6 protein-coding genes are annotated in these 26,351 nt (G+C 44.6%); all 6 read right to left on the bottom strand.

All coding sequences use genetic code 11. The features are described from left to right. Positions 1–15 precede the first annotated feature (15 nt). The 6 genes from HWV02_RS06080 to HWV02_RS06055 all read right to left on the bottom strand — a co-directional run bounded on the left by HWV02_RS06080 (position 16) and on the right by HWV02_RS06055 (position 26,120). Entirely contained in the window at positions 16–20,847 is a 20,832-nt protein-coding gene (locus tag HWV02_RS06080; RefSeq protein ID WP_211689952.1) for an Ig-like domain-containing protein, read from the bottom strand. Between the two features lie 404 nt (positions 20,848–21,251). Further along, entirely contained in the window at positions 21,252–22,574 is a 1,323-nt protein-coding gene (locus HWV02_RS06075; RefSeq protein WP_211689951.1) for a TRAP transporter large permease subunit, read from the bottom strand. Position 22,575: 1 nt separating this feature from the next. Further along, on the bottom strand, positions 22,576–23,109 hold the full coding sequence (locus HWV02_RS06070) for a TRAP transporter small permease subunit (RefSeq protein ID WP_255550604.1): 534 nt from the start codon (positions 23,107–23,109) through the stop codon (positions 22,576–22,578). Positions 23,110–23,176: 67 nt separating this feature from the next. Further along, complete coding sequence (locus HWV02_RS06065) at positions 23,177–24,193, bottom strand: TRAP transporter substrate-binding protein (protein ID WP_211674549.1); 1,017 nt, start codon at positions 24,191–24,193, stop codon at positions 23,177–23,179. Between the two features lie 316 nt (positions 24,194–24,509). Continuing rightward, a complete protein-coding gene (locus HWV02_RS06060; protein ID WP_211689949.1) occupies positions 24,510–25,022 on the bottom strand; it encodes a gluconokinase in 513 nt (170 codons plus the stop codon). Between the two features lie 84 nt (positions 25,023–25,106). Further along, complete coding sequence (locus tag HWV02_RS06055; protein ID WP_211689948.1) at positions 25,107–26,120, bottom strand: LacI family DNA-binding transcriptional regulator; 1,014 nt, start codon at positions 26,118–26,120, stop codon at positions 25,107–25,109. Between the last annotated feature and the right edge of the window lie 231 nt (positions 26,121–26,351).

Below are 26,351 nucleotides of genomic sequence, written 5' to 3'. Positions count from 1 at the left end.
AACAAACCTGTTGATTTAGAAGATCAATGGGTCTGCAACATCATCTAATATGCTATTAATGCCGCTAGGACTGGTAATATCCACATTTGTATAAGCGTCTCTGAGATCTACACTATCCAAAATAATCACTTGGCTGACTGCAGAACCAGCACCTTCTGTATGAATATTTATAGTTGTAGTAACGGTACCACCCGTTGCAGTGGCAAAGCTAAAGTCAAGGTAATCATCAAGCTCTCCGCTATTTACACTTTGTAATAAATCACTAAGATCGAGCTTATCTTCACTTATATTAAAATCGGTAATATGGTCAACGGCTGGCGCTTGCTCGGTCCCCTGATCACCATCCAACCAAACTGCAGTATCAATACCTGTGCCACCCGTTAATATGTCATTACCTGCGCCACCAATTAATATATCATCATCAGCTCCGCCACTTAACGTATCTCCGCCATCTTGGCCCATTAATAAATCATCGCCAATACCGCCACTGAGGTCATCGTCACCAGCACCAGCAACTAAAGAATCATCACCCGCATTACCAATAAGCATATCCGCATTATCACCACCAAGCAGGATTTCATCGAATTCACCACCAGTGATAGTTGCACCACTGACTTCTTCAAATGTGATTTCAGCTTGATCATTTGCACCGCTATTATTTAATGTATAGCCGAAACTTACGTCATTAATATTACTACCTGAAGCAACAGTGACCTGAATAGTCTCAAGCGGTGTACCATTACCAATAACCGTTGCATTTACCTCATCACTGATAGATGAGATTTCAGCTGATGCTCCTTTGGTGTCGTTGTGCATTAATGCCAACGTAGGGATCTCTAATGTTGTAACACCATTTTGGTTAGTTAGGATTAGATCTCGATTAGCGTCAAGATTTGCTTGATATTCCAAATTGATCGTCATATTAAGCTGTGTACTATCGCCATCATTATCGACAATCGTGATTTCAAAAATATCTTGTTCACCAGTAATACTTTCGTCTAATTCAATATTGTAGCTGTAATTTAAGGTAGCTAAGTCTAAGGTCAGAGTCCCCCCTTTCTCTGTTACAACTGATATTACCGAGTTTGCATCACCAGGTTGATAGGTATAAACCACACCATCGATAGTAATTGTTGATATGTAGCCACCATCAGCACCTAAAGCAGCACCTGCATTTCCACTTGCAGCCAGTAATGAAACGTTACCGCTAAGAATACCGCTATCAATCGTACTCAATAAAGTATCAGATAGCTCAGCAGCTGATGAGATTTTGATAGTATTTGGTTCGAGTTCACCACTATCATTCGTATTCGGATAACCAATAGGATTTAATTCATTTAATGAAGTGCTAGCACCAATACCAATCGAAAATGAGGTATCGATATTATTATTATCAAGGAAACCTTCCCAAGTTGCTTGATCTGTACCATCAATGCCATGACCTGAGGTTGGTGCACCATCAGAAATAAAGTAAACAAGTGATTTATCAGCCGCATTACCTGTAGGAGCTTGGTAATTGTCCATAACTGAATTTAGGGCTTCATCATAGTACGTCACACTTCCCGGGATAATTTGAGTTTCTAAATAATCCATAGCTGTAAATAAATCATCTTCAAACCACGGTGACTTAGTCGCTGCATAATTGAAGGCAACAAATTGGACATTAACATTACCCACTTTGTCATACTCTGCAAGCATACTCGTGATCGCTTCTTTGGCGACTTCCATACGAGTACGCCCTGTACCATCGCCAGCTGACCATCCCATTGAACCAGATTTGTCTAATACAACGGTTAAATTGACGGTATATGCTTCTGATGCGGCTTCCAGAGTCAACTCAACATTGTTGGCTACAGGTGCATCATCGACAATATTGACATTGAATTGTGCGGTAGTTTGGTGTCCGCTATTTTGATCCGTTAACTGATAATTAATAGTATCTACAGTACCATTACCGGCAACTTGAACTGCATTAGTTAAGGTATAAGTATAATCGCCCGCTCTATGACTACCGTCATCTTCGACATAAACAGTTAATAAACCTTGGTCCATATTAACCGTGACACTTGAGCTAGAACCAGGTGCAACCCCGTCCACAGAAGTTATTACTGTTGACGCACCAATACCCGCATCATTATCTAATAAATTACCAGTGAGAACCGTTGTTGAAACGCCCTCAGCAGTGCCATCTGTTAGACCTGATTCAAATACAGTTCCGCTATCATCAAATGCGGTTGAATCGCCAGAATGTTCAATCGTTAAGGTTGCATCACTGCTGTCACCATCCGAATCAACAATATTGTAATCAAATGTTTCATCTGGAATTACGCCGTGATCTGCTGGGATAACAGCGCCTGTTAATACAACGCTAGAATTATTATGCTGGTATACGGAGATGTAGGACACTTCCGTGCTAAACATAAATTCTTCAGATACTGTATTGTCAAGCTCTCCACTTACCCATTTGATACTATCAACGACATTACCACTGGCATCATAACCATAAACACTGATGTACTCATTATTACTTAATTCAGCAAAACTTAAATTCACTTTTTTAGTTGCAACACCTAAATCAAGTACGATTGATTCACCATGACCAACCGTAGAAGAATTACCAGTACCAACACCAATACCATTACTTGAAATATTTGAATGTGCAGTATTTGTCGCGCTATTAAGATTACTTGGGTTTAGTCCTAACTGAGGTGAATCACTCTGATAAACATTAGAAGAATCTGCATTAAAGTCATTAAAACCGTAAATAGTAATACCCGAATCATTCCAACTAGATGATTCTAAGTTTCCATTAGCAATAGCTGTATCAGCCAAGTCAGAAGTGTACTGATAACTGCCATCATCATGAAAAATTATTAAACCATTAGCAGTATCCAGCGTTAATTCACCGTTAACTAAATTTTGGCCATTTACACTCGTTAAAGTAACAGTATCAGCACCTAATGTATCAGCACCGTCATCTTGACCACCTGCTCCGGAGATCACATTACCATAAATCGTACCACCGTAACCGACACTATCAAGGTCATCCATAGATACTGGAGCACTATCAATTACAACCACATTAAGGTCAACACTCGTCGATGCGGTTTCATTCGCACCAGTACCATTTGCCTCAGTTGAGGTAGCTGTAAAACTTAATGTGTGCGTTGTACTATCACCCGTAGCTAGCCCATTAAATGTTAATGTACTTAAATCCCAATCACTGATATCAATTACAGAACCACCACTGGTGACAGAATTAGTACCATCACTGATAACGGCACCGACTGGCACACCACTCACCGTTATAGCAAAACTTTCTGAACCATCTAGATCAACAAAATCCGCATTAACACTTGAAAGTGAAATATCAGTATCTTCGATACCTTCATTCAAGCGTACAGGATAAAATCCTCCATCATTATTGCTATTCTCGGCATATCCACTATGTTGGCCATCTAACGAATTAACTTCGTTAATATCTGCATACGTTGGTAATACTGATAACTCTTGCTCTGCGCCACCATTAATTTTAACACTTACATCATAAGAACCGACACCAGAAGCGTTATAAGCATACATCTCAAAGCTGTAATAACCAGATTCAGATGGTACAAATGCCGTCGATGTGTAATTCCCCCAACTGTCAAATCCTTGAGAAAATACTTGCTCGCCGCCGATCTCCATATGGAAAGTATCATCACGATAACCGGTAAACTCATAACTAATGCCAGCTTCAAGGTAAATTAAACCAGTAGCTTTAACAGCACTATCCGTGGCTAAGTTAATTGTTCCGCCTGCGTCAGTAAGTGATAGCAAATTCTCGGTACTGTCTGGTGTTTCATTCGCCAGAGCCTGTTCCATGTAACCAGCGTTACTGCCAGATACATCAGATATATTAAACGCCGTTACATTATTAAATGTTTCAACTGACAAACCTGCACCTTGAGGGGCTACATAATTTGCAGAACTCACCACACCGCTTGATACTGTTAATGTCGGTACATCGGCGACCGCTTCAACATTCACTGTTGCAGTTACCGAATTACTCCACTCTGCACCATCTGATACACTAAAATCAAAATCACTATAACCTTGCCCCGATTCATGCTCATCATTCACAAAACGTAAATTATCGGCATTAATATCTGTAATAGATACCGTTTGACCATTTGTGACACTATTCCAACTCGAACCATCATATAATTGCAGCTCCCCATCACTGGGCAAGCTATCAATACGAATACTCACTAATGCATCACTGGCATCGCTATCTGCGAAATTAAAGTCACTTACATTCAGTATGTAAGGGGCATCCTCGGTAGCATCGATAGCCGCAGCTGTCGTTGTAGGCGCTATATTTATTTCGACAGTTTGCTCTGCTGTAGCACCTTGATTACCTGCAATATCAACGATACGCATCTCGTAATCGAAATCCGCTGTATGCGTATTAGCTGTATCATCATGGCTCCAGGTAGTGCCAGAAACGCTGCTCACATCAACCCAAGTTGCGCCGTTATCTGTGCTTATTTGTAGAGTTTCATCTGACTGTAGTGTATTAGCTAGACTACCATTAACAATTAGGTTGGTATCCGTTGTTTTAAAGTCATTACTATCAAGGCCAGTGTCATCAGTTATCGCCGCAATTGTAATTGTGTTTGCTGAGACTGTTGTATCAAAAGTAACAGCATGCTCTGCAGCATGACTTACTACGGTATTACCCGCGCTATCTGATGAAGCCACGCTTGCATCGATAGTATTGTCTGCTTGTAAATCGGTAGTATTTACATCAACGCTGTAGTTACCTGAACCATCAACTGTTGTTGTGTAAGCTGTGCCATTTACCGTCACGGTAACTGTATCGCCAGGAGTGATATCGCCGCCAGTCGCTGTACCGCTTACCGCGATAGTTGCCGCTCCAGCTTCAACTGCATTGATCACATCATCGCCCGCAACCGTTGATATAGTTACTGTGCCCGCATCAGCTGCACCATCAAAAGTAACAGCATGCTCTGCAGCGTTACTTACCACGGTATTACCCGCAGCATCAGATGAAGCAACGCTTGCATCAATGGTATTGTCTGCTTGTAAATCTGTGGTATTTACATCAACCGTGTAGTTACCTGAACCGTCTACAGTTGTGGTGTAAGCTGTGCCATTAATCGTCACGGTAACTGTATCGCCAGTGCTAATATCACCGCCACTCGCTGTACCGCTTAGCGCAATAGTCGCCGCGCCAGCTTCAACTGCGTTGATCACATCATCGCCCGCAACAGTTGATATGGTTACCGTACCTGCATCAGCACTTGTATCGAATGAGATCGCATGCTCAACCGCATTACTAACCACGGTATTACCCGCGCTATCTGATGAAGCAACGCTTGCATCAATGGTATTATCCGCTTGTAAATCTGTAGTATTTACATCAACGGTGTAGTTACCTGAACCATCCACTGTTGTTGTGTAATCTTGACCATTAACCGTCACGGTAACTGTATCGCCAGTGCTAATATCACCGCCAGTCGCTGTACCGCTTACCGCGATAGTTGCCGCTCCAGCTTCAACTGCATTGATCACATCATCGCCCGCAACCGTTGATATAGTTACTGTGCCCGCATCAGCTGCACCATCAAAAGTAACAGCATGCTCTGCAGCATGACTTACTACGGTATTACCCGCGCTATCTGATGAAGCCACGCTTGCATCGATAGTATTGTCTGCTTGTAAATCGGTAGTATTTACATCAACGCTGTAGTTACCTGAACCATCAACTGTTGTTGTGTAAGCTGTGCCATTTACCGTCACGGTAACTGTATCGCCAGGAGTGATATCGCCGCCAGTCGCTGTACCGCTTACCGCGATAGTTGCCGCTCCAGCTTCAACTGCATTGATCACATCATCGCCCGCAACCGTTGATATAGTTACCGTGCCAGCATCAGCACTTGTATCGAATGAGATCGCGTGTTCAACCGCGTTACTTACTACGGTATTACCTGCTGCATCTGATGAAGCAACGCTTGCATCAATGGTATTATCCGCTTGTAAATCTGTGGTATTTACGTCAACTGTGTAGTTACCTGAACCATCTACAGTTGTGGTGTAAGCTGTGCCATTTACCGTCACGGTAACTGTATCGCCAGTGCTAATATCACCGCCAGTCGCAGTACCGCTTACTGCGATAGTTGCCGCGCTAGCTTCAACTGCGTTGATCACATCATCGCCCGCAACAGTCCCAATTGTGATGGTACCGGCGTCAGCTGTGGTATCGAATGAGATCGCGTGTTCAGCCGCATTACTAACCACGGTATTACCCGCGCTATCTGATGAAGCCACGCTTGCATCAATGGTATTGTCTGCTTGTAAATCTGTGGTATCCACGTCAACTGTGTAGTTACCTGATCCATCAACCGTTGTTGTGTAATCTTGACCATTAACCGTCACGGTAACTGTATCGCCAGTGCTAATATCACCGCCAGTCGCAGTACCGCTTACCGCGATAGTTGCCGCTCCAGCTTCAACTGCATTGATCACATCATCGCCCGCAACCGTTGATATAGTTACTGTGCCCGCATCAGCTGCACCATCAAAAGTAACAGCATGCTCTGCAGCATGACTTACTACGGTATTACCCGCGCTATCTGATGAAGCCACGCTTGCATCGATAGTATTGTCTGCTTGTAAATCGGTAGTATTTACATCAACGCTGTAGTTACCTGAACCATCAACTGTTGTTGTGTAAGCTGTGCCATTTACCATCACGGTAACTGTATCGCCAGTGCTAATATCACCGCCAGTCGCAGTACCGCTTACCGCGATAGTTGCCGCTCCAGCTTCAACTGCATTGATCACATCATCACCTGCAACAGTCCCAATTGTGATGGTACCGGCGTCAGCTGTGGTATCGAATGAGATCGCGTGTTCAGCCGCATTACTAACCACGGTATTACCCGCGCTATCTGATGAAGCCACGCTTGCATCGATAGTATTGTCTGCTTGTAAATCGGTAGTATTTACATCAACGCTGTAGTTACCTGAACCATCAACTGTTGTTGTGTAAGCTGTGCCATTTACCGTCACGGTAACTGTATCGCCAGGAGTGATATCGCCGCCAGTCGCTGTACCGTTAACCACGATAGTTGTCGCGCCAGCTTCAACTGCGTTGATAACATCATCGCCTGCAACCGTTGATATGGTTACTGTGCCTGCATCAGCACTTGTATCGAATGAGATCGCATGTTCAGCCGCATTACTTACTACGGTATTACCTGCTGCATCTGATGAAGCCACGCTTGCATCAATGGTATTATCAACTTGTAAATCTGTGGTATATACGTCAACTGTGTAGTTACCAGAACCGTCTACAGTTGTGGTATAAGCAGTGCCATTTACCGTCACGGTAACTGTATCGCCAGTGCTAATATCACCGCCACTCGCTGTACCGCTTAGCGCAATAGTCGCCGCGCCAGCTTCAACTGCGTTGATCACATCATCGCCCGCAACAGTTGATATGGTTACCGTACCTGCATCAGCACTTGTATCGAATGAGATCGCATGCTCAACCGCATTACTAACCACGGTATTACCCGCGCTATCTGATGAAGCAACGCTTGCATCAATGGTATTATCCGCTTGTAAATCTGTAGTATTTACATCAACGGTGTAGTTACCTGAACCATCCACTGTTGTTGTGTAATCTTGACCATTAACCGTCACGGTAACTGTATCGCCAGTGCTAATATCACCGCCAGTCGCTGTACCGCTTACCGCGATAGTTGCCGCTCCAGCTTCAACTGCATTGATCACATCATCGCCCGCAACCGTTGATATAGTTACTGTGCCCGCATCAGCTGCACCATCAAAAGTAACAGCATGCTCTGCAGCATGACTTACTACGGTATTACCCGCGCTATCTGATGAAGCCACGCTTGCATCGATAGTATTGTCTGCTTGTAAATCGGTAGTATTTACATCAACGCTGTAGTTACCTGAACCATCAACTGTTGTTGTGTAAGCTGTGCCATTTACCGTCACGGTAACTGTATCGCCAGGAGTGATATCGCCGCCAGTCGCTGTACCGTTAACCGCGATAGTTGTCGCGCCAGCTTCTATGGCATTGATAACATCATCGCCTGCAACCGTTGATATGGTTACCGTACCCGCATCAGCTGCTGCATCAAACGTAACAGCATGTTCAGCCGCATGACTAACCACGGTATTACCCGCGCTATCTGATGACGCCACGCTTGCATCAATGGTATTATCCGCTTGTAAATCTGTAGTATTTACATCAACTGTGTAGTTACCTGAACCGTCTACTGTTGTTGTGTAATCTTGGCCATTTACCGTCACGGTAACTGTATCGCCAGGAGTGATATCACCGCCAGTCGCTGTACCGCTTACCGCGATAGTTGCCGCGCCTGCTTCAACTGCGTTGATAACATCATCGCCTGCAACCGTTGATATGGTTACCGTACCTGCATCAGCACTTGTATCGAATGAGATCGCGTGTTCAGCCGCATTACTAACCACGGTATTACCTGCTGCATCTGATGAAGCCACGCTTGCATCAATGGTATTGTCAGCTTGTAAATCTGTAGTATCCACATCAACGCTGTAGTTACCTGAACCATCAACCGTTGTTGTGTAATCTTGACCATTTACCGTCACGGTAACCGTGTCGCCAGTGCTAATATCGCCGCCAGTCGCTGTACCGCTTACCGCGATAGTTGCCGCGCCTGCTTCAACTGCGTTGATAACATCATCGCCTGCAACCGTTGATATGGTTACCGTACCTGCGTCAGCTGTGGTATCGAATGAGATCGCGTGCTCAACAGCGTTGCTGACAACTGTATTACCCGCGCTATCTGATGAAGCAACGCTTGCATCAATGGTATTGTCTGCTTGTAAATCTGGGGTATTTACATCAACCGTGTAGTTACCTGAACCGTCTACAGTTGTGGTGTAAGCTGTGCCATTAATCGTCACGGTAACCGTGTCGCCAGTGCTAATATCACCGCCACTCGCTGTACCGCTTACCGCAATAGTCGCCGCGCCAGCTTCAACTGCGTTGATCACATCATCGCCCGCAACAGTTGATATGGTTACCGTACCTGCATCAGCACTTGTATCGAATGAGATCGCATGCTCAACCGCATTACTAACCACGGTATTACCCGCGCTATCTGATGAAGCCACACTTGCATCAATGGTATTGTCAGCTTGTAAATCTGTGGTATCCACATCAACGCTGTAGTTACCTGAACCATCAACCGTTGTTGTGTAATCTTGACCATTTACCGTCACGGTAACTGTATCGCCAGTGCTAATATCACCGCCAGTCGCTGTACCGCTTACCGCGATAGTTGCCGCTCCAGCTTCAACTGCATTGATCACATCATCGCCCGCAACCGTTGATATAGTTACTGTGCCCGCATCAGCTGCACCATCAAAAGTAACAGCATGCTCTGCAGCATGACTTACTACGGTATTACCCGCGCTATCTGATGAAGCCACGCTTGCATCGATAGTATTGTCTGCTTGTAAATCTGTTGTATCCACGTCAACTGTGTAGTTACCTGAACCGTCTACAGTTGTAGTATAAGCAGTGCCATTTACCGTCACGGTAACCGTATCGCCAGTGCTAATATCTCCGCCAGTCGCAGTACCGCTTACTGCGACAGTTGCCGCGCTAGCTTCAACTGCGTTGATCACATCATCACCTGCAACAGTCCCAATTGTGATGGTACCTGCGTCAGCTGTTGTATCGAATGAGATCGCGTGTTCAGCCGCATTACTTACTACGGTATTACCTGCTGCATCTGATGAAGCCACGCTTGCATCAATGGTATTATCAACTTGTAAATCTGTGGTATATACGTCAACTGTGTAGTTACCAGAACCGTCTACAGTTGTGGTATAAGCAGTGCCATTTACCGTCACGGTAACTGTATCGCCAGTGCTAATATCACCGCCAGTTGCAGTGCCGCTTACCTCGATAGTCGCCGCGCCTGCTTCAACTGCGTTGATAACATCATCGCCTGCAACCGTTGATATGGTTACCGTACCTGCATCAGCACTTGTATCGAATGAGATCGCATGCTCAACCGCATTACTAACCACGGTATTACCCGCGCTATCTGATGAAGCCACGCTTGCATCAATGGTATTGTCTGCTTGTAAATCTGTGGTATCCACGTCAACTGTGTAGTTACCTGATCCATCAACCGTTGTTGTATAAGCAGTACCATTTACCGTCACGGTAACCGTGTCGCCAGTGCTAATATCACCGCCAGTCGCAGTACCGCTTACCGCGATAGTTGCCGCTCCGGCTTCAACTGCATTGATCACATCATCGCCCGCAACCGTTGATATAGTTACTGTGCCCGCATCAGCTGCACCATCAAAAGTAACAGCATGCTCTGCAGCGTTACTAACAACCGTATTACCCGCCGCATCTGATGAAGCCACGCTTGCATCAATGGTATTGTCAGCTTGTAAATCTGTGGTATCCACGTCAACTGTGTAGTTACCTGAACCGTCTACAGTTGTGGTGTAAGCTGTGCCATTAATCGTCACGGTAACTGTATCGCCAGTGCTAATATCACCGCCACTCGCTGTACCGCTTACCGCAATAGTCGCCGCGCCAGCTTCAACTGCATTGATAACATCATCGCCCGCAACCGTTGATATAGTTACTGTGCCCGCATCAGCTGCACCATCAAAAGTAACAGCATGCTCTGCAGCATGACTTACTACGGTATTACCCGCGCTATCTGATGAAGCCACGCTTGCATCGATAGTATTGTCTGCTTGTAAATCGGTAGTATTTACATCAACGCTGTAGTTACCTGAACCATCAACCGTTGTTGTGTAATCTTGACCATTTACCGTCACGGTAACCGTGTCGCCAGTGCTAATATCGCCGCCAGTCGCTGTACCGCTTACCGCGATAGTTGCCGCGCCAGCTTCAACTGCGTTGATAACATCATCGCCTGCAACCGTTGATATGGTTACCGTACCTGCGTCAGCTGTGGTATCGAATGAGATCGCGTGCTCAACAGCGTTACTAACCACGGTATTACCCGCGCTATCTGATGAAGCCACGCTTGCATCAATGGTATTGTCTGCTTGTAAATCTGTGGTATCCACGTCAACTGTGTAGTTACCTGATCCATCAACTGCTGTTGTGTAAGCTGTGCCATTTACCGTCACGGTAACTGTATCGCCAGGAGTGATATCGCCGCCAGTCGCTGTACCGTTAACCACGATAGTTGTCGCGCCTGCTTCAACTGCGTTGATCACATCATCACCTGCAACAGTCCCAATTGTGATGGTACCTGCGTCAGCTGTTGTATCGAATGAGATCGCATGTTCAAGCGCATTACTAACCACGCTATTACCCGCGCTATCTGATGAAGCCACGCTTGCATCAATCGTATTGTCAGCTTGTAAATCTGTAGTATTTACATCAACGGTGTAGTTACCTGAACCATCCACTGTTGTTGTGTAATCTTGACCATTAACCGTCACGGTAACTGTATCGCCAGTGCTAATATCACCGCCAGTCGCAGTGCCGCTTACCGCGATAGTTGCCGCGCCAGCTTCAACTGCGTTGATCACATCATCGCCCGCAACCGTTGATATGGTTACTGTGCCTGCATCAGCTGCTGCATCAAACGTAACAGCATGCTCTGCAGCGTTACTAACCACGGTATTACCCGCGCTATCTGATGAAGCAACGCTTGCATCAATGGTATTGTCTGCTTGTAAATCTGTGGTATTTACATCAACCGTGTAGTTACCTGAACCGTCTACAGTTGTGGTGTAAGCTGTGCCATTAACCGTCACGGTAACTGTATCGCCAGTGCTAATATCACCGCCAGTCGCAGTACCGCTTACCGCAATAGTCGCCGCGCCAGCTTCAACTGCATTGATAACATCATCGCCTGCAACCGTCCCAATCGTTACCGTGCCAGCATCAGCACTTGTATCGAATGAGATCGCGTGTTCAACCGCATTACTTACTACGGTATTACCTGCTGCATCTGATGAAGCCACGCTTGCATCAATGGTATTGTCAGCTTGTAAATCTGTAGTATCCACATCAACTGTGTAGTTACCTGAACCGTCTACAGTTGTGGTGTAAGCTGTGCCATTTACCGTTACCGTTACGGTATCGCCAGTGCTAATATCACCGCCAGTCGCAGTGCCGTTAACCGCAATAGTTGCCGCGCCAGCTTCAACTGCATTGATAACATCATCGCCTGCAACAGTCCCAATTGTGATGGTACCTGCGTCAGCTGTGGTATCGAATGAGATCGCATGTTCAAGCGCATTACTAACCACGCTATTACCCGCGCTATCTGATGAAGCCACGCTTGCATCAATCGTATTGTCAGCTTGTAAATCTGTGGTATCCACATCAACGCTGTAGTTACCTGAACCATCAACCGTTGTTGTGTAATCTTGACCATTAACCGTCACGGTAACTGTATCGCCAGTGCTAATATCACCGCCAGTCGCAGTACCGCTTACCGCAATAGTCGCCGCGCCAGCTTCAACTGCATTGATAACATCATCGCCTGCAACCGTCCCAATCGTTACCGTGCCAGCATCAGCACTTGTATCGAATGAGATCGCGTGTTCAACCGCATTACTTACTACGGTATTACCTGCTGCATCTGATGAAGCCACGCTTGCATCAATGGTATTGTCAGCTTGTAAATCTGTAGTATCCACATCAACTGTGTAGTTACCTGAACCGTCTACAGTTGTGGTGTAAGCTGTGCCATTTACCGTTACCGTTACGGTATCGCCAGTGCTAATATCGCCGCCAGTCGCTGTACCGTTAACCGCGATAGTTGTCGCGCCAGCTTCTATGGCATTGATAACATCATCGCCTGCAACCGTTGATATGGTTACCGTACCCGCATCAGCTGCTGCATCAAACGTAACAGCATGTTCAGCCGCATGACTAACCACGGTATTACCCGCGCTATCTGATGACGCCACGCTTGCATCAATGGTATTATCCGCTTGTAAATCTGTAGTATTTACATCAACTGTGTAGTTACCTGAACCGTCTACTGTTGTTGTGTAATCTTGGCCATTTACCGTCACGGTAACTGTATCGCCAGGAGTGATATCACCGCCAGTCGCTGTACCGCTTACCGCGATAGTTGCCGCGCCTGCTTCAACTGCGTTGATAACATCATCGCCTGCAACCGTTGATATGGTTACCGTACCTGCATCAGCACTTGTATCGAATGAGATCGCGTGTTCAGCCGCATTACTAACCACGGTATTACCTGCTGCATCTGATGAAGCCACGCTTGCATCAATGGTATTGTCAGCTTGTAAATCTGTAGTATCCACATCAACGCTGTAGTTACCTGAACCATCAACCGTTGTTGTGTAATCTTGACCATTTACCGTCACGGTAACCGTGTCGCCAGTGCTAATATCGCCGCCAGTCGCTGTACCGCTTACCGCGATAGTTGCCGCGCCTGCTTCAACTGCGTTGATAACATCATCGCCTGCAACCGTTGATATGGTTACCGTACCTGCGTCAGCTGTGGTATCGAATGAGATCGCGTGCTCAACAGCGTTGCTGACAACTGTATTACCCGCGCTATCTGATGAAGCAACGCTTGCATCAATGGTATTGTCTGCTTGTAAATCTGGGGTATTTACATCAACCGTGTAGTTACCTGAACCGTCTACAGTTGTGGTGTAAGCTGTGCCATTAATCGTCACGGTAACCGTGTCGCCAGTGCTAATATCACCGCCACTCGCTGTACCGCTTACCGCAATAGTCGCCGCGCCAGCTTCAACTGCGTTGATCACATCATCGCCCGCAACAGTTGATATGGTTACCGTACCTGCATCAGCACTTGTATCGAATGAGATCGCATGCTCAACCGCATTACTAACCACGGTATTACCCGCGCTATCTGATGAAGCCACACTTGCATCAATGGTATTGTCAGCTTGTAAATCTGTGGTATCCACATCAACGCTGTAGTTACCTGAACCATCAACCGTTGTTGTGTAATCTTGACCATTTACCGTCACGGTAACTGTATCGCCAGTGCTAATATCACCGCCAGTCGCTGTACCGCTTACCGCGATAGTTGCCGCTCCAGCTTCAACTGCATTGATCACATCATCGCCCGCAACCGTTGATATAGTTACTGTGCCCGCATCAGCTGCACCATCAAAAGTAACAGCATGCTCTGCAGCATGACTTACTACGGTATTACCCGCGCTATCTGATGAAGCCACGCTTGCATCGATAGTATTGTCTGCTTGTAAATCGGTAGTATTTACATCAACGCTGTAGTTACCTGAACCATCAACTGTTGTTGTGTAAGCTGTGCCATTTACCGTCACGGTAACTGTATCGCCAGGAGTGATATCGCCGCCAGTCGCTGTACCGTTAACCACGATAGTTGTCGCGCCAGCTTCAACTGCGTTGATAACATCATCGCCTGCAACCGTTGATATGGTTACTGTGCCTGCATCAGCACTTGTATCGAATGAGATCGCATGTTCAAGCGCATTACTAACCACGCTATTACCCGCGCTATCTGATGAAGCCACGCTTGCATCAATGGTATTGTCTGCTTGTAAATCTGTGGTATTTACATCAACCGTGTAGTTACCTGAACCGTCTACAGTTGTGGTGTAAGCTGTGCCATTAATCGTCACGGTAACTGTATCGCCAGTGCTAATATCACCGCCACTCGCTGTACCGCTTAGCGCAATAGTCGCCGCGCCAGCTTCAACTGCGTTGATCACATCATCGCCCGCAACAGTTGATATGGTTACCGTACCTGCATCAGCACTTGTATCGAATGAGATCGCATGCTCAACCGCATTACTAACCACGGTATTACCCGCGCTATCTGATGAAGCAACGCTTGCATCAATGGTATTATCCGCTTGTAAATCTGTAGTATTTACATCAACGGTGTAGTTACCTGAACCATCCACTGTTGTTGTGTAATCTTGACCATTAACCGTCACGGTAACTGTATCGCCAGTGCTAATATCACCGCCAGTCGCTGTACCGCTTACCGCGATAGTTGCCGCTCCAGCTTCAACTGCATTGATCACATCATCGCCCGCAACCGTTGATATAGTTACTGTGCCCGCATCAGCTGCACCATCAAAAGTAACAGCATGCTCTGCAGCATGACTTACTACGGTATTACCCGCGCTATCTGATGAAGCCACGCTTGCATCGATAGTATTGTCTGCTTGTAAATCGGTAGTATTTACATCAACGCTGTAGTTACCTGAACCATCAACTGTTGTTGTGTAAGCTGTGCCATTTACCGTCACGGTAACTGTATCGCCAGGAGTGATATCGCCGCCAGTCGCTGTACCGCTTACCGCGATAGTTGCCGCTCCAGCTTCAACTGCATTGATCACATCATCGCCCGCAACCGTTGATATAGTTACTGTGCCCGCATCAGCTGCACCATCAAAAGTAACAGCATGCTCTGCAGCGTTACTTACCACGGTATTACCCGCAGCATCAGATGAAGCAACGCTTGCATCAATGGTATTGTCTGCTTGTAAATCTGTGGTATTTACATCAACCGTGTAGTTACCTGAACCATCCACTGTTGTCGTGTAATCTTGACCATTTACCGTTACCGTTACGGTATCGCCAGTGCTAATATCGCCGCCAGTCGCTGTACCGTTAACCGCGATAGTTGTCGCGCCAGCTTCAACTGCGTTGATCACATCATCGCCTGCAACCGTTGATATGGTTACCGTACCTGCATCAGCTGCTGCATCAAACGTAACAGCATGCTCTGCAGCGTTACTAACCACGCTATTACCTGCTGCATCTGATGAAGCCACGCTTGCATCAATGGTATTATCAGCTTGTAAATCTGTAGTATCCACATCAACTGTGTAGTTACCTGAACCATCAACTGTTGTTGTGTAAGCAGTACCATTTACCGTCACGGTAACTGTATCGCCAGTGCTAATATCACCGCCACTCGCTGTACCGCTTACCGCAATAGTCGCCGCGCCTGCTTCAACTGCGTTGATAACATCATCGCCTGCAACCGTTGATATGGTTACCGTACCTGCATCAGCTGCACCATCAAAAGTAACAGCATGCTCTGCAGCGTTACTTACTACGGTATTACCCGCCGCATCTGATGAAGCCACACTTGCATCAATGGTATTGTCTGCTTGTAAATCTGTGGTATTTACATCAACCGTGTAGTTACCTGAACCATCCACTGTTGTCGTGTAATCTTGACCATTTACCGTCACGGTAACCGTGTCGCCAGTGCTAATATCGCCGCCAGTCGCAGTACCGCTCACCGCGATAGTTGCCGCGCCTGCTTCAACTGCGTTGATCACATCATCGCCTGCAACCGTTGATATGGTTACCGTACCTGCGTCAGCTGTGGTATCGAATGAGATCGCGTGTTCAACAGCGCTACTTACTACGCTATTACCTGCTGCATCAGATGAAGCAACGCTTGCATCAATGGTATTGTCTGCTTGTAAATCTGTGGTATTTACGTCAACTGTGTAGTTACCTGAACCATCAACTGTTGTTGTGTAATCTTGACTATTAACCGTCACGGTAACCGTGTCGCCAGGAGTGATATCGCCGCCAGTCGCTGTACCGTTAACCGCGATAGTTGTCGCGCCAGCTTCAACTGCGTTGATCACATCATCGCCTGCAACCGTTGATATGGTTACCGTACCTGCATCAGCTGCTGCATCAAACGTAACAGCATGCTCTGCAGCGTTACTAACCACGCTATTACCTGCTGCATCTGATGAAGCCACGCTTGCATCAATGGTATTATCAGCTTGTAAATCTGAAGTATTTACGTCAACTGTGTAGTTACCTGAACCATCAACTGTTGTTGTGTAATCTTGGCCATTTACCGTCACGGTAACTGTATCGCCAGTGCTAATATCACCGCCAGTCGCTGTACCGCTTACCGCAATAGTCGCTGCGCCAGCTTCAACAGCGTTGATCACATCATCGCCTGCAACCGTTGATATGGTTACTGTGCCCGCATCAGCTGCTGCATCAAACGTAACAGCATGTTCAACCGCATTACTAACCACGGTATTACCCGCGCTATCTGATGAAGCCACGCTTGCATCAATGGTATTGTCAGCTTGTAAATCTGTAGTATCCACATCAACGCTGTAGTTACCTGAACCATCAACCGTTGTTGTGTAATCTTGACCATTTACCGTCACGGTAACTGTATCGCCAGTGCTAATATCACCGCCAGTCGCAGTACCGCTTACCGCGATAGTTGCCGCTCCAGCTTCAACTGCATTGATCACATCATCGCCCGCAACCGTTGATATAGTTACTGTGCCCGCATCAGCTGCACCATCAAAAGTAACAGCATGCTCTGCAGCGTTACTTACCACGGTATTACCCGCAGCATCAGATGAAGCAACGCTTGCATCAATGGTATTGTCTGCTTGTAAATCTGTGGTATTTACATCAACCGTGTAGTTACCTGAACCATCCACTGTTGTCGTGTAATCTTGACCATTTACCGTTACCGTTACGGTATCGCCAGTGCTAATATCGCCGCCAGTCGCTGTACCGTTAACCGCGATAGTTGTCGCGCCAGCTTCAACTGCGTTGATCACATCATCGCCTGCAACCGTTGATATGGTTACCGTACCTGCATCAGCTGCTGCATCAAACGTAACAGCATGCTCTGCAGCGTTACTAACCACGCTATTACCTGCTGCATCTGATGAAGCCACGCTTGCATCAATGGTATTATCAGCTTGTAAATCTGTAGTATCCACATCAACTGTGTAGTTACCTGAACCATCAACTGTTGTTGTGTAAGCAGTACCATTTACCGTCACGGTAACTGTATCGCCAGTGCTAATATCACCGCCAGTCGCAGTACCGCTCACCGCGATAGTTGCCGCGCCTGCTTCAACTGCGTTGATAACATCATCGCCTGCAACCGTTGATATGGTTACTGTGCCTACATCAGCACTTGTATCGAATGAGATCGCATGCTCAACCGCATTACTAACCACGGTATTACCCGCGCTATCTGATGAAGCAACGCTTGCATCAATGGTATTATCCGCTTGTAAATCTGTAGTATTTACATCAACTGTGTAGTTACCTGAACCGTCTACAGTTGTGGTGTAAGCGGTGCCATTTACCGTCACGGTAACTGTATCGCCAGTGCTAATATCACCGCCAGTCGCGGTACCGCTTACCGCAATAGTTGCCGCGCCAGCTTCAACTGCGTTGATCACATCATCGCCCGCAACAGTCCCAATTGTGATGGTACCTGCGTCAACTGTTGTATCGAATGAGATCGCGTGTTCAGCCGCATTACTAACCACGGTATTACCCGCGCTATCTGATGAAGCCACGCTTGCATCAATGGTATTGTCTGCTTGTAAATCTGTGGTATCCACGTCAACTGTGTAGTTACCTGAACCGTCTACAGTTGTTGTGTAATCTTGACTATTAACCGTCACGGTAACCGTGTCGCCAGGAGTGATATCGCCGCCAGTCGCTGTACCGTTAACCGCGATAGTTGTCGCGCCAGCTTCAACTGCGTTGATCACATCATCGCCTGCAACCGTTGATATGGTTACCGTACCTGCATCAGCTGCTGCATCAAACGTAACAGCATGCTCTGCAGCGTTACTAACCACGCTATTACCTGCTGCATCTGATGAAGCCACGCTTGCATCAATGGTATTATCAGCTTGTAAATCTGTAGTATCCACATCAACTGTGTAGTTACCTGAACCATCAACTGTTGTTGTGTAAGCAGTACCATTTACCGTCACGGTAACTGTATCGCCAGTGCTAATATCACCGCCAGTCGCAGTACCGCTCACCGCGATAGTTGCCGCGCCTGCTTCAACTGCGTTGATAACATCATCGCCTGCAACCGTTGATATGGTTACTGTGCCTACATCAGCACTTGTATCGAATGAGATCGCATGCTCAACCGCATTACTAACCACGGTATTACCCGCGCTATCTGATGAAGCAACGCTTGCATCAATGGTATTATCCGCTTGTAAATCTGTAGTATTTACATCAACTGTGTAGTTACCTGAACCGTCTACAGTTGTGGTGTAAGCTGTGCCATTTACCGTCACGGTAACTGTATCGCCAGTGCTAATATCACCGCCAGTCGCGGTACCGCTTACCGCAATAGTTGCCGCGCCAGCTTCAACTGCGTTGATCACATCATCGCCAGCCACAGTCCCAATCGTTACCGTGCCTTCATCGGCTTGTAAATCTGCATCTGCAGCAGATACAGAGGCAGATGCTGAGACATTACCTGCAATATCAGTTACCCTCGCTGTTACCGTATCGCCTGGAGCCACTTCAACGCTGATACCAGTCACAATATTTACTTCGGTCAATTCAACCGAAATAGGATTTTCGCCATCAATGATATAAGTTAAAACATCGCCAATAACGGCATCATCAGGAACAGTGATAGTTGCAGTGATCGTTCCATCGACCCCAACTTCAGCTGCGTTATAAATTGCGTCATCACCGGTTGATTCAAAGGTTATTGTCGGGGGGTCAGTTGCATGGGTATCTAAAATAAATTCAACAGGGGTACTTTCACTACTATTACCAGCGGTATCCGTTTGACGAACAACGACGCTATTATCACCTTCCACAGGAGTATATTCTGTCGACCAATCACCGCCATTAACGCTGTATTCAACCGTTGCACCACTTTCGATGCCTGACACATCTAATGTGCCATCACTTGAAATTAAATCACTACCGTTAGCAGTATCGTTAGTTAATCTAACTATAGGCGGGCTGATCTGAGTGTCTAATGTAAAGGTTAACTCGCTGCTATTAGAGACATTACCCGCGACATCAGTCTGACGAACTGCAACTGTATTGCTGCCTTCAACCGGACTAAAGCTGTTAGTCCAAGTACTGCCGCCGTCAACACTATATTCAACTACTGCTCCAGCTTCAATACCAGAAACATTAAGAGTGCCGTCACTTGAAATTAAGTCACTACCGTTAGCCGTATCGTTTGCTAATTCGACTATTGGCGCTGCTATTTGTGTATCGAGTTCAAATGATAAGGACGTCGTTAGAGAGACTCCTCCAAAACCATCAACCTGTCGAACATAAACCGTATTATCGCCTTCAATTGGAACAAAGGTATTACTCCAATCTATACCATTAATACTATATTCAATCGTAGCACCATCTAGCTTACCACCAATAACGAGAGCTCCATCACTGGTGATTAGATCATTCACCGCGGTATCGTTACCTAATGTTACCGTTAATGCAGGAAGTTGATTAGCTGAAACCCCTTCATCACTGGAATTATCGCTTTCAAAGTCATTCCCATTCACACTAAAAAATGCCGTGGTATTAAATTCCACATCAGCTAATGTTTCCGACGCACTCCGCTCTAAAGATACCGCAGAAGAACGGCCTCCATCACTTACATTACCTGCAGCAGTACTAACAGGGTCAATGAATTCAGCATCCGATTTAATGAGTGCTTGAATTGCTTCAATTTCTTCTAATGTTTCATCATCTATTTGCTTGTTTGCCAAATCAGCCAAGTCATCAGATGCAAAAACCTTAGACTCTGAATAATGTTCATTAATAATAGCAGTCGAGCCATCTGCATATTGCAAAACAACCTCGGTTCCAGGAGTTATGTCAATTACACCTCCCGCTGGTATAGTATGCCCATCAGCTAACAACTTCTCATTTAGTTCCAACCTAAAAGTTGCCTTACCGGTAACACTAATTACCTGCGCATGCTGTGGGGTGACAAATGTAATCATAGCTAAAGCCTTCCGTTATTTTCCATTATTCAGGAGCAGTTCTATATAGCACGATTATTTCATGCGTTATTGTCAGGCGATTAATATAATTAGACTGGGAAATCTTTGAGCTTGTTTACAGTAAGTTACTATACGTTACACAATGAAGGGTTAAACACCAGAACAGCTTACATTTTACACACAACAATTACATTTGCTTACATTACCTGACACATGGATACATACTGCACATTTAAGCAACACATTTAAATACTACTTAATGAATAAATATTGAACATTCTACGTTAAGGCTAGATAGAAAAATAAAGAAAGGGTACAAGAAACAAGTAATTTATTTGTAAAAAAGCCCGATGTTATTGCTAACATCGGGCTTTGATACTTATTTTATGCCTTATGCAAAGAGGCTACCTCCACCATAAAGCCAAATCAGGGAAAATGATTAATAGTGCTAGTGCAACAACTTGTAAACAGATAAACGGTACAAGTGCACTGAAGATTTCACCTAAGCTAATGTCTTTGGGTGCTACCGATTTAAGGTAGAAAGCAGCAGGACCAAATGGTGGTGACAAAAATGATACCTGCATATTCATACAGAACACCACACCAAACCAAATAGGATCAAAACCTAGCCCAACGACAATCGGAACAAAGATTGGCATCGTTAATAATGCAACACCAACCCAGTCAAGGAACATGCCTAATACAAACAACACTGCCATCATGATAAGAATAGTACCCATTGGGCTACCACCACTCATCGCCAGGATACCGTCACTTACAAAATCAATACCGCCCATTAAATTGTAAACACCAACTAATGCGCTCGCACCAATACCGATCCAGATGATCATGCCGCAAGTTCGTAAAGTCGCAATCGAGCTCTCTTTTAGCATGTTCCAGTTAAGTTCACCTCGGATAGCCGCACTGATTGCAATACCGACAACACCTAATGCAGATGCTTCAGTGATTGACGCGATACCACTGTAGATACTACCCAGAACAACACCAACAGATAGCATTGGGAATAATAATGCTTTTTTGAAGTTAATATCTTTCGCTGCATCTTCTGCTAATTCTTCGGCCGTCGGTAATGGTGCTAATGTCGGGTTTAAGTAACAACGAATTAATACATACAAAATATACAGTAACGCTAATATCGCGGCGGGTAAGAATGACGCTTTAAACAGATCGCCAATTGATACACTGGCCGTTAGACCATAAATAATCAATACGATACTTGGTGGTAACATAGTACCCAGCGCACCACCGGCACAGGTTGTACCGATCGCTAATTTACGATCATAACCAAGGCGCAGCATTTGTGGTAATGCAAGAATACCAAGTAGTACTGTTTCACCGCCAATCACACCCGACATTGACGCCAGTAATACCGCTACTAATAGCGTTTGAACCGCAACACCACCACGGACATTACGACCCACTTTTTTCATTGCATCGAACAAATCACGCGCAATACCAGAACGATCAAGCAAGGCGGCCATCAATACAAACATAGGCACGGCTAAAAATACGTACCCACTAACAAAACTATAAATTCGACTGGTGATTAGCGGTAAAACCTCTGGCCCAAACCAACCGAATGTAAATATAACCGCAACTAAACCTGTAACAAATGCTAACTGCATACCAGTTAACAACAGGCCAATCATAAGCACCAGCATTAATAAGCTGCCGTAACCAATACCAATAGATGAAAGATCAAACATATTATTTTTTCTTCTTAATTAAACCGTGGACTTCTTGAATGAGGTGCAACACAAACTGAACTGACATTAAGCACAAAGTACCAAAAATTAGCGCTTTAAGTAGCGCAGGAAATACAGGATCCCAAGCTGAGCCAGATGTCTCTAAACGCATCTCACCCCAAGGTGCATACCAGGCGCCTTCCACCATGGTATAAGCGGCATAAGAAAGTAATACCGTAAACAACAAACCCATGATATGGTGGAATACATTCAAGTACTGCTTTACACGCTCCGATACATGATCATAAATAAGCACAACGCGTACGTGTTTATCTGCAGCTAATCCATAAGCACCACCGATCACAAATAATGACCCTCCAACGAAGGAAGCTGTTTCATGAACCCAAATTGTTGGCGCATTGAATACATAGCGCATAAGCACTTCATAAAACGATATTAATACCGTAAACAGAAACAAGATACTTAATACATTACCTGTCCATATAATGCCTGAGTCGAGACGATTTTTTGGTTGGAGTTCTTCTGGATTACTCATCGATTTTTTCATCTTCTAAGTGGAAAAAAGGCTGCGAAGCAGCCTTCATATATATCGCTTACTTGAATTACAGTAAGTTTTTCGCTTTTAAGTATGTCGTTATAGAGTCATATACTTTTTGTGCGTTTGGAGAACGTTTTGCGTATATTTCCCATTGGCTACGCGCAATAGTACGGAATTTTTTACGTTCTTCTGCAGGCCAGTCATGTATGGTAATGTTTGGATTTTTCATTGCGTCTGCAACCGCTTCCGCATCTGCTTTTTTCAGTGTATCAACCATAGTGTAAGCAAATGTTTTAACTGAATCTTGCATTACTTTTTGTAGATCAGCTGGTAGTTTATTCCACGATTTTGCACTTATTGAAACTTCAATTGCAGGTAGAGAATGGAAACCAGGATATACCGGATGTGGTGCGATATCATTTAGACCCGCTTTATGATTCGTTGAGAATACAGTGTAATCAGCGGCATCAATAACGCCCTTACTTAGACCTGTAAATACTTCTGAACCCGGTAAATTAACTGGTGAAGCGCCTGCTGCTGCGAATACTTGTTGTACTAGACCTTCTGGTGCACGTAATTTAAGCCCTTTAAGATCTGCAACACCGTTAAGTGGTACTTTAGAAACAAACGCTTCAAGACCTGTTGCTGATGCGCCAATATAGTAAATACCATAAGGTTTGTAGATTTCACGCATTAGCTCGTTACCGCCGCCGTTATACATGTAATCTAATAGTTGTATTGGATCAGACCAGGCACCAACGGTGTTACCCATCAAACCAAATGCAGGATCCTTACCAGAAAAGAAGCTTGTTGCTGTAATGTGGCCTTGTAAAACACCAAACTTAATACCATCAAGTGTTTCTGTATGCTTAATTACAGCACCTACTGGTAACATAGTCACATCGATACGACCGTTAGAATCTTTTTCTAATTGGTCAGCCCATGCTTGTTGCACTTGGAAGTTTTTCTCACCCGATGGATCAGATGATTGAAATTTGAAGTTAAATTCAGCAGCGAATGCAGATGCACTCATCATAGTTGCAACTGATGCTGCAATAATTGTTTTAGAAATGGTTTTCATTAGTAGCGGTATCCTTGTTTCTGACAAACCCGATAATGATGTTACCCAACCGTGTTACCGGTAACTGTTGAGGTAATCTTACTATTACAAACAGCTAAACTCTAGGGTTAACATCACATTTTTATATAAAATAACCGGATGATTTCAACTTTTAAGTCACTATTGTTACATATAATCAACTTTTAATTTCCATTTGAAATATAAAGTCGGGATAAAAAAAACGGTCATATTTTGATTAAAATATGACCATTATTATGGTTTATGGATATGCTGATATTTTATAAATCCTGTAGAATATCAATCCAACATCGTAATGCTAGTTGCGCGTTAAAGCAGCAATACTGAAGCTTACGATGTCGTCAATTGTACCATCAATAGGAACAGAAAGTACGTCTTTTTCATCCTTAAGTGGTAACTCCAAAGTATTAAACTGACTTTTTAACATGTCATCTCCACTAAAGAAGTGCCCTGCTCGCTCTTTCATACGTGCTAAAATTAAATCAAAACTACCATCTAAGTAGATAAAAATTACGGATTTATTACCGTCTCGAATTTGATCTCGATAATCTTTACGTAATGCAGAACAAACGATAACGCCTGCTTCATTCTTTTTTTCAATGCTAAAACATGCATCACGAACACGTTCTAACCAAGGCGTACGGTCTGCATCATTTAACGGTTGGCCGGCAGCCATTTTTAGAATATTCACTTTCGGATGTAGGTCATCACCATCAATAAATTTAGCACCGAGCTGCTGTGCAATTTTTAATCCTATAGTAGACTTTCCGCTACCAGATACGCCCATGACTATAATACTTCTGCCTATCATATTCTTTACTTCTTAACATCGCTCTAAATCAACTAACGCAATGTTACCGATAACACAATAAAACACAAGTATTATCAGTGTGACTTAGGTGCTAGCACGCTCAGAAATAATAAAACCGAGATCTAAATGCTTATTTTCAATCGGTTCATCATTGATTTTTTTAAGTAACAATTTAGCCGCTTGTTCACCTATATCAAAACGAGGGATAGATACCGACGTTAACTTTGGATTTGTCGCAGCGCAAATATCAAGATCGTTAAAACCAACTAAAGCAATATCTTTCGGTACTTTTAGATTACGACGTTGACACTCAAATAGTGCTCCTGCAGCCAAATCGTCATTACAAAAGAAGATGCAGTCAGTATCAGGCCATTCACCTAATAACTCAGTCAACATATCAGCACCCATTTGGTAAGTCGAAGCATAGGTACTGGTCACCACACGCTCATCGCTCAATTCAGTTTCCCAAATTGCTTTACGCCAACCATCTAAACGTAACTGTGCACGTAAATCCATTCGCGCACCGGCAAAGCCGATATTTTTATAACCTTTACTGATTAGATGCTCGGTAATCTTATAACCCGCTAGGGCATGATCTAAACCCACAGACATATCGATCGCGTTATCATTGCACTCCATGATCTCAACAACCGGTAAGTTTGATTTACGTAATAAACGATTACTGCGTTCAGTGTGATGCGTACCAGAAATAATGATGCCATCGATACCAAACTGTAAATAGGTTTCGATTAAACGCTCTTCTTCTAATAGAGAATAGCCAGAGTGACCCAGTAAGATCTGAAAGCCTTCATTTAGCATCACATCATTAATACCGCGTACTACATCAGAAAATACACCGTTAGATAAGGAAGGGACAATTAATACAATAGTTTTACTTTGCTTAGTGCTTAACATGCTAGCAGCACGATTTGGTACATATCCCATTTGTTCAATGGCTTTGTGAATAGTCAAGCGTAATGATTCAGACACTTTTTCGGGTGTACGGATCGCCCTTGAAACAGTAATTTTTGTAACACCAACTTTATTAGCAACATCTTGTAAGGTCACGCGACCAGACTTACGACTGTTGGAACTCATACACCTAATATCCTTATTTATAAAATACTTACCTATATTACACCTATATATAATTAGGGGTAAGTAAAGTTTCCTATTAACTTTGAACCAGAAAATCTGTATAACTTTTAACATAACTGTAAATAATTTTAGCTAAACTTGTATAACTGAACAGGAAAGGCACAGGCTTAAATTCAAACTAACAATGATTATGTGAGGCAGATCTCATCTCGATAATCAGATTAACCATAT

The sequence above is a fragment of the Moritella sp. 28 genome (genome assembly GCF_018219435.1).
In the GTDB taxonomy this organism is placed as follows: Bacteria; Pseudomonadota; Gammaproteobacteria; order Enterobacterales; family Moritellaceae; genus Moritella.
The sequence above is the reverse complement of the archived record's forward strand: the minus strand, read 5'-3'. Positions and strand labels throughout refer to the sequence as shown.

Excerpts from the sequence above, each read along its gene's own strand:
- HWV02_RS06070 (WP_255550604.1), bottom strand. The coding sequence starts at position 23,109 with ATGAGTAATCCAGAAGAACTCCAACCAAAAAATCGTCTCGACTCAGGC.
- HWV02_RS06080 (WP_211689952.1), bottom strand. The coding sequence starts at position 20,847 with ATGATTACATTTGTCACCCCACAGCATGCGCAGGTAATTAGTGTTACC.
- HWV02_RS06075 (WP_211689951.1), bottom strand. The coding sequence starts at position 22,574 with ATGTTTGATCTTTCATCTATTGGTATTGGTTACGGCAGCTTATTAATG.
- HWV02_RS06055 (WP_211689948.1), bottom strand. The coding sequence starts at position 26,120 with ATGAGTTCCAACAGTCGTAAGTCTGGTCGCGTGACCTTACAAGATGTT.
- HWV02_RS06065 (WP_211674549.1), bottom strand. The coding sequence starts at position 24,193 with ATGAAAACCATTTCTAAAACAATTATTGCAGCATCAGTTGCAACTATG.
- HWV02_RS06060 (WP_211689949.1), bottom strand. The coding sequence starts at position 25,022 with ATGATAGGCAGAAGTATTATAGTCATGGGCGTATCTGGTAGCGGAAAG.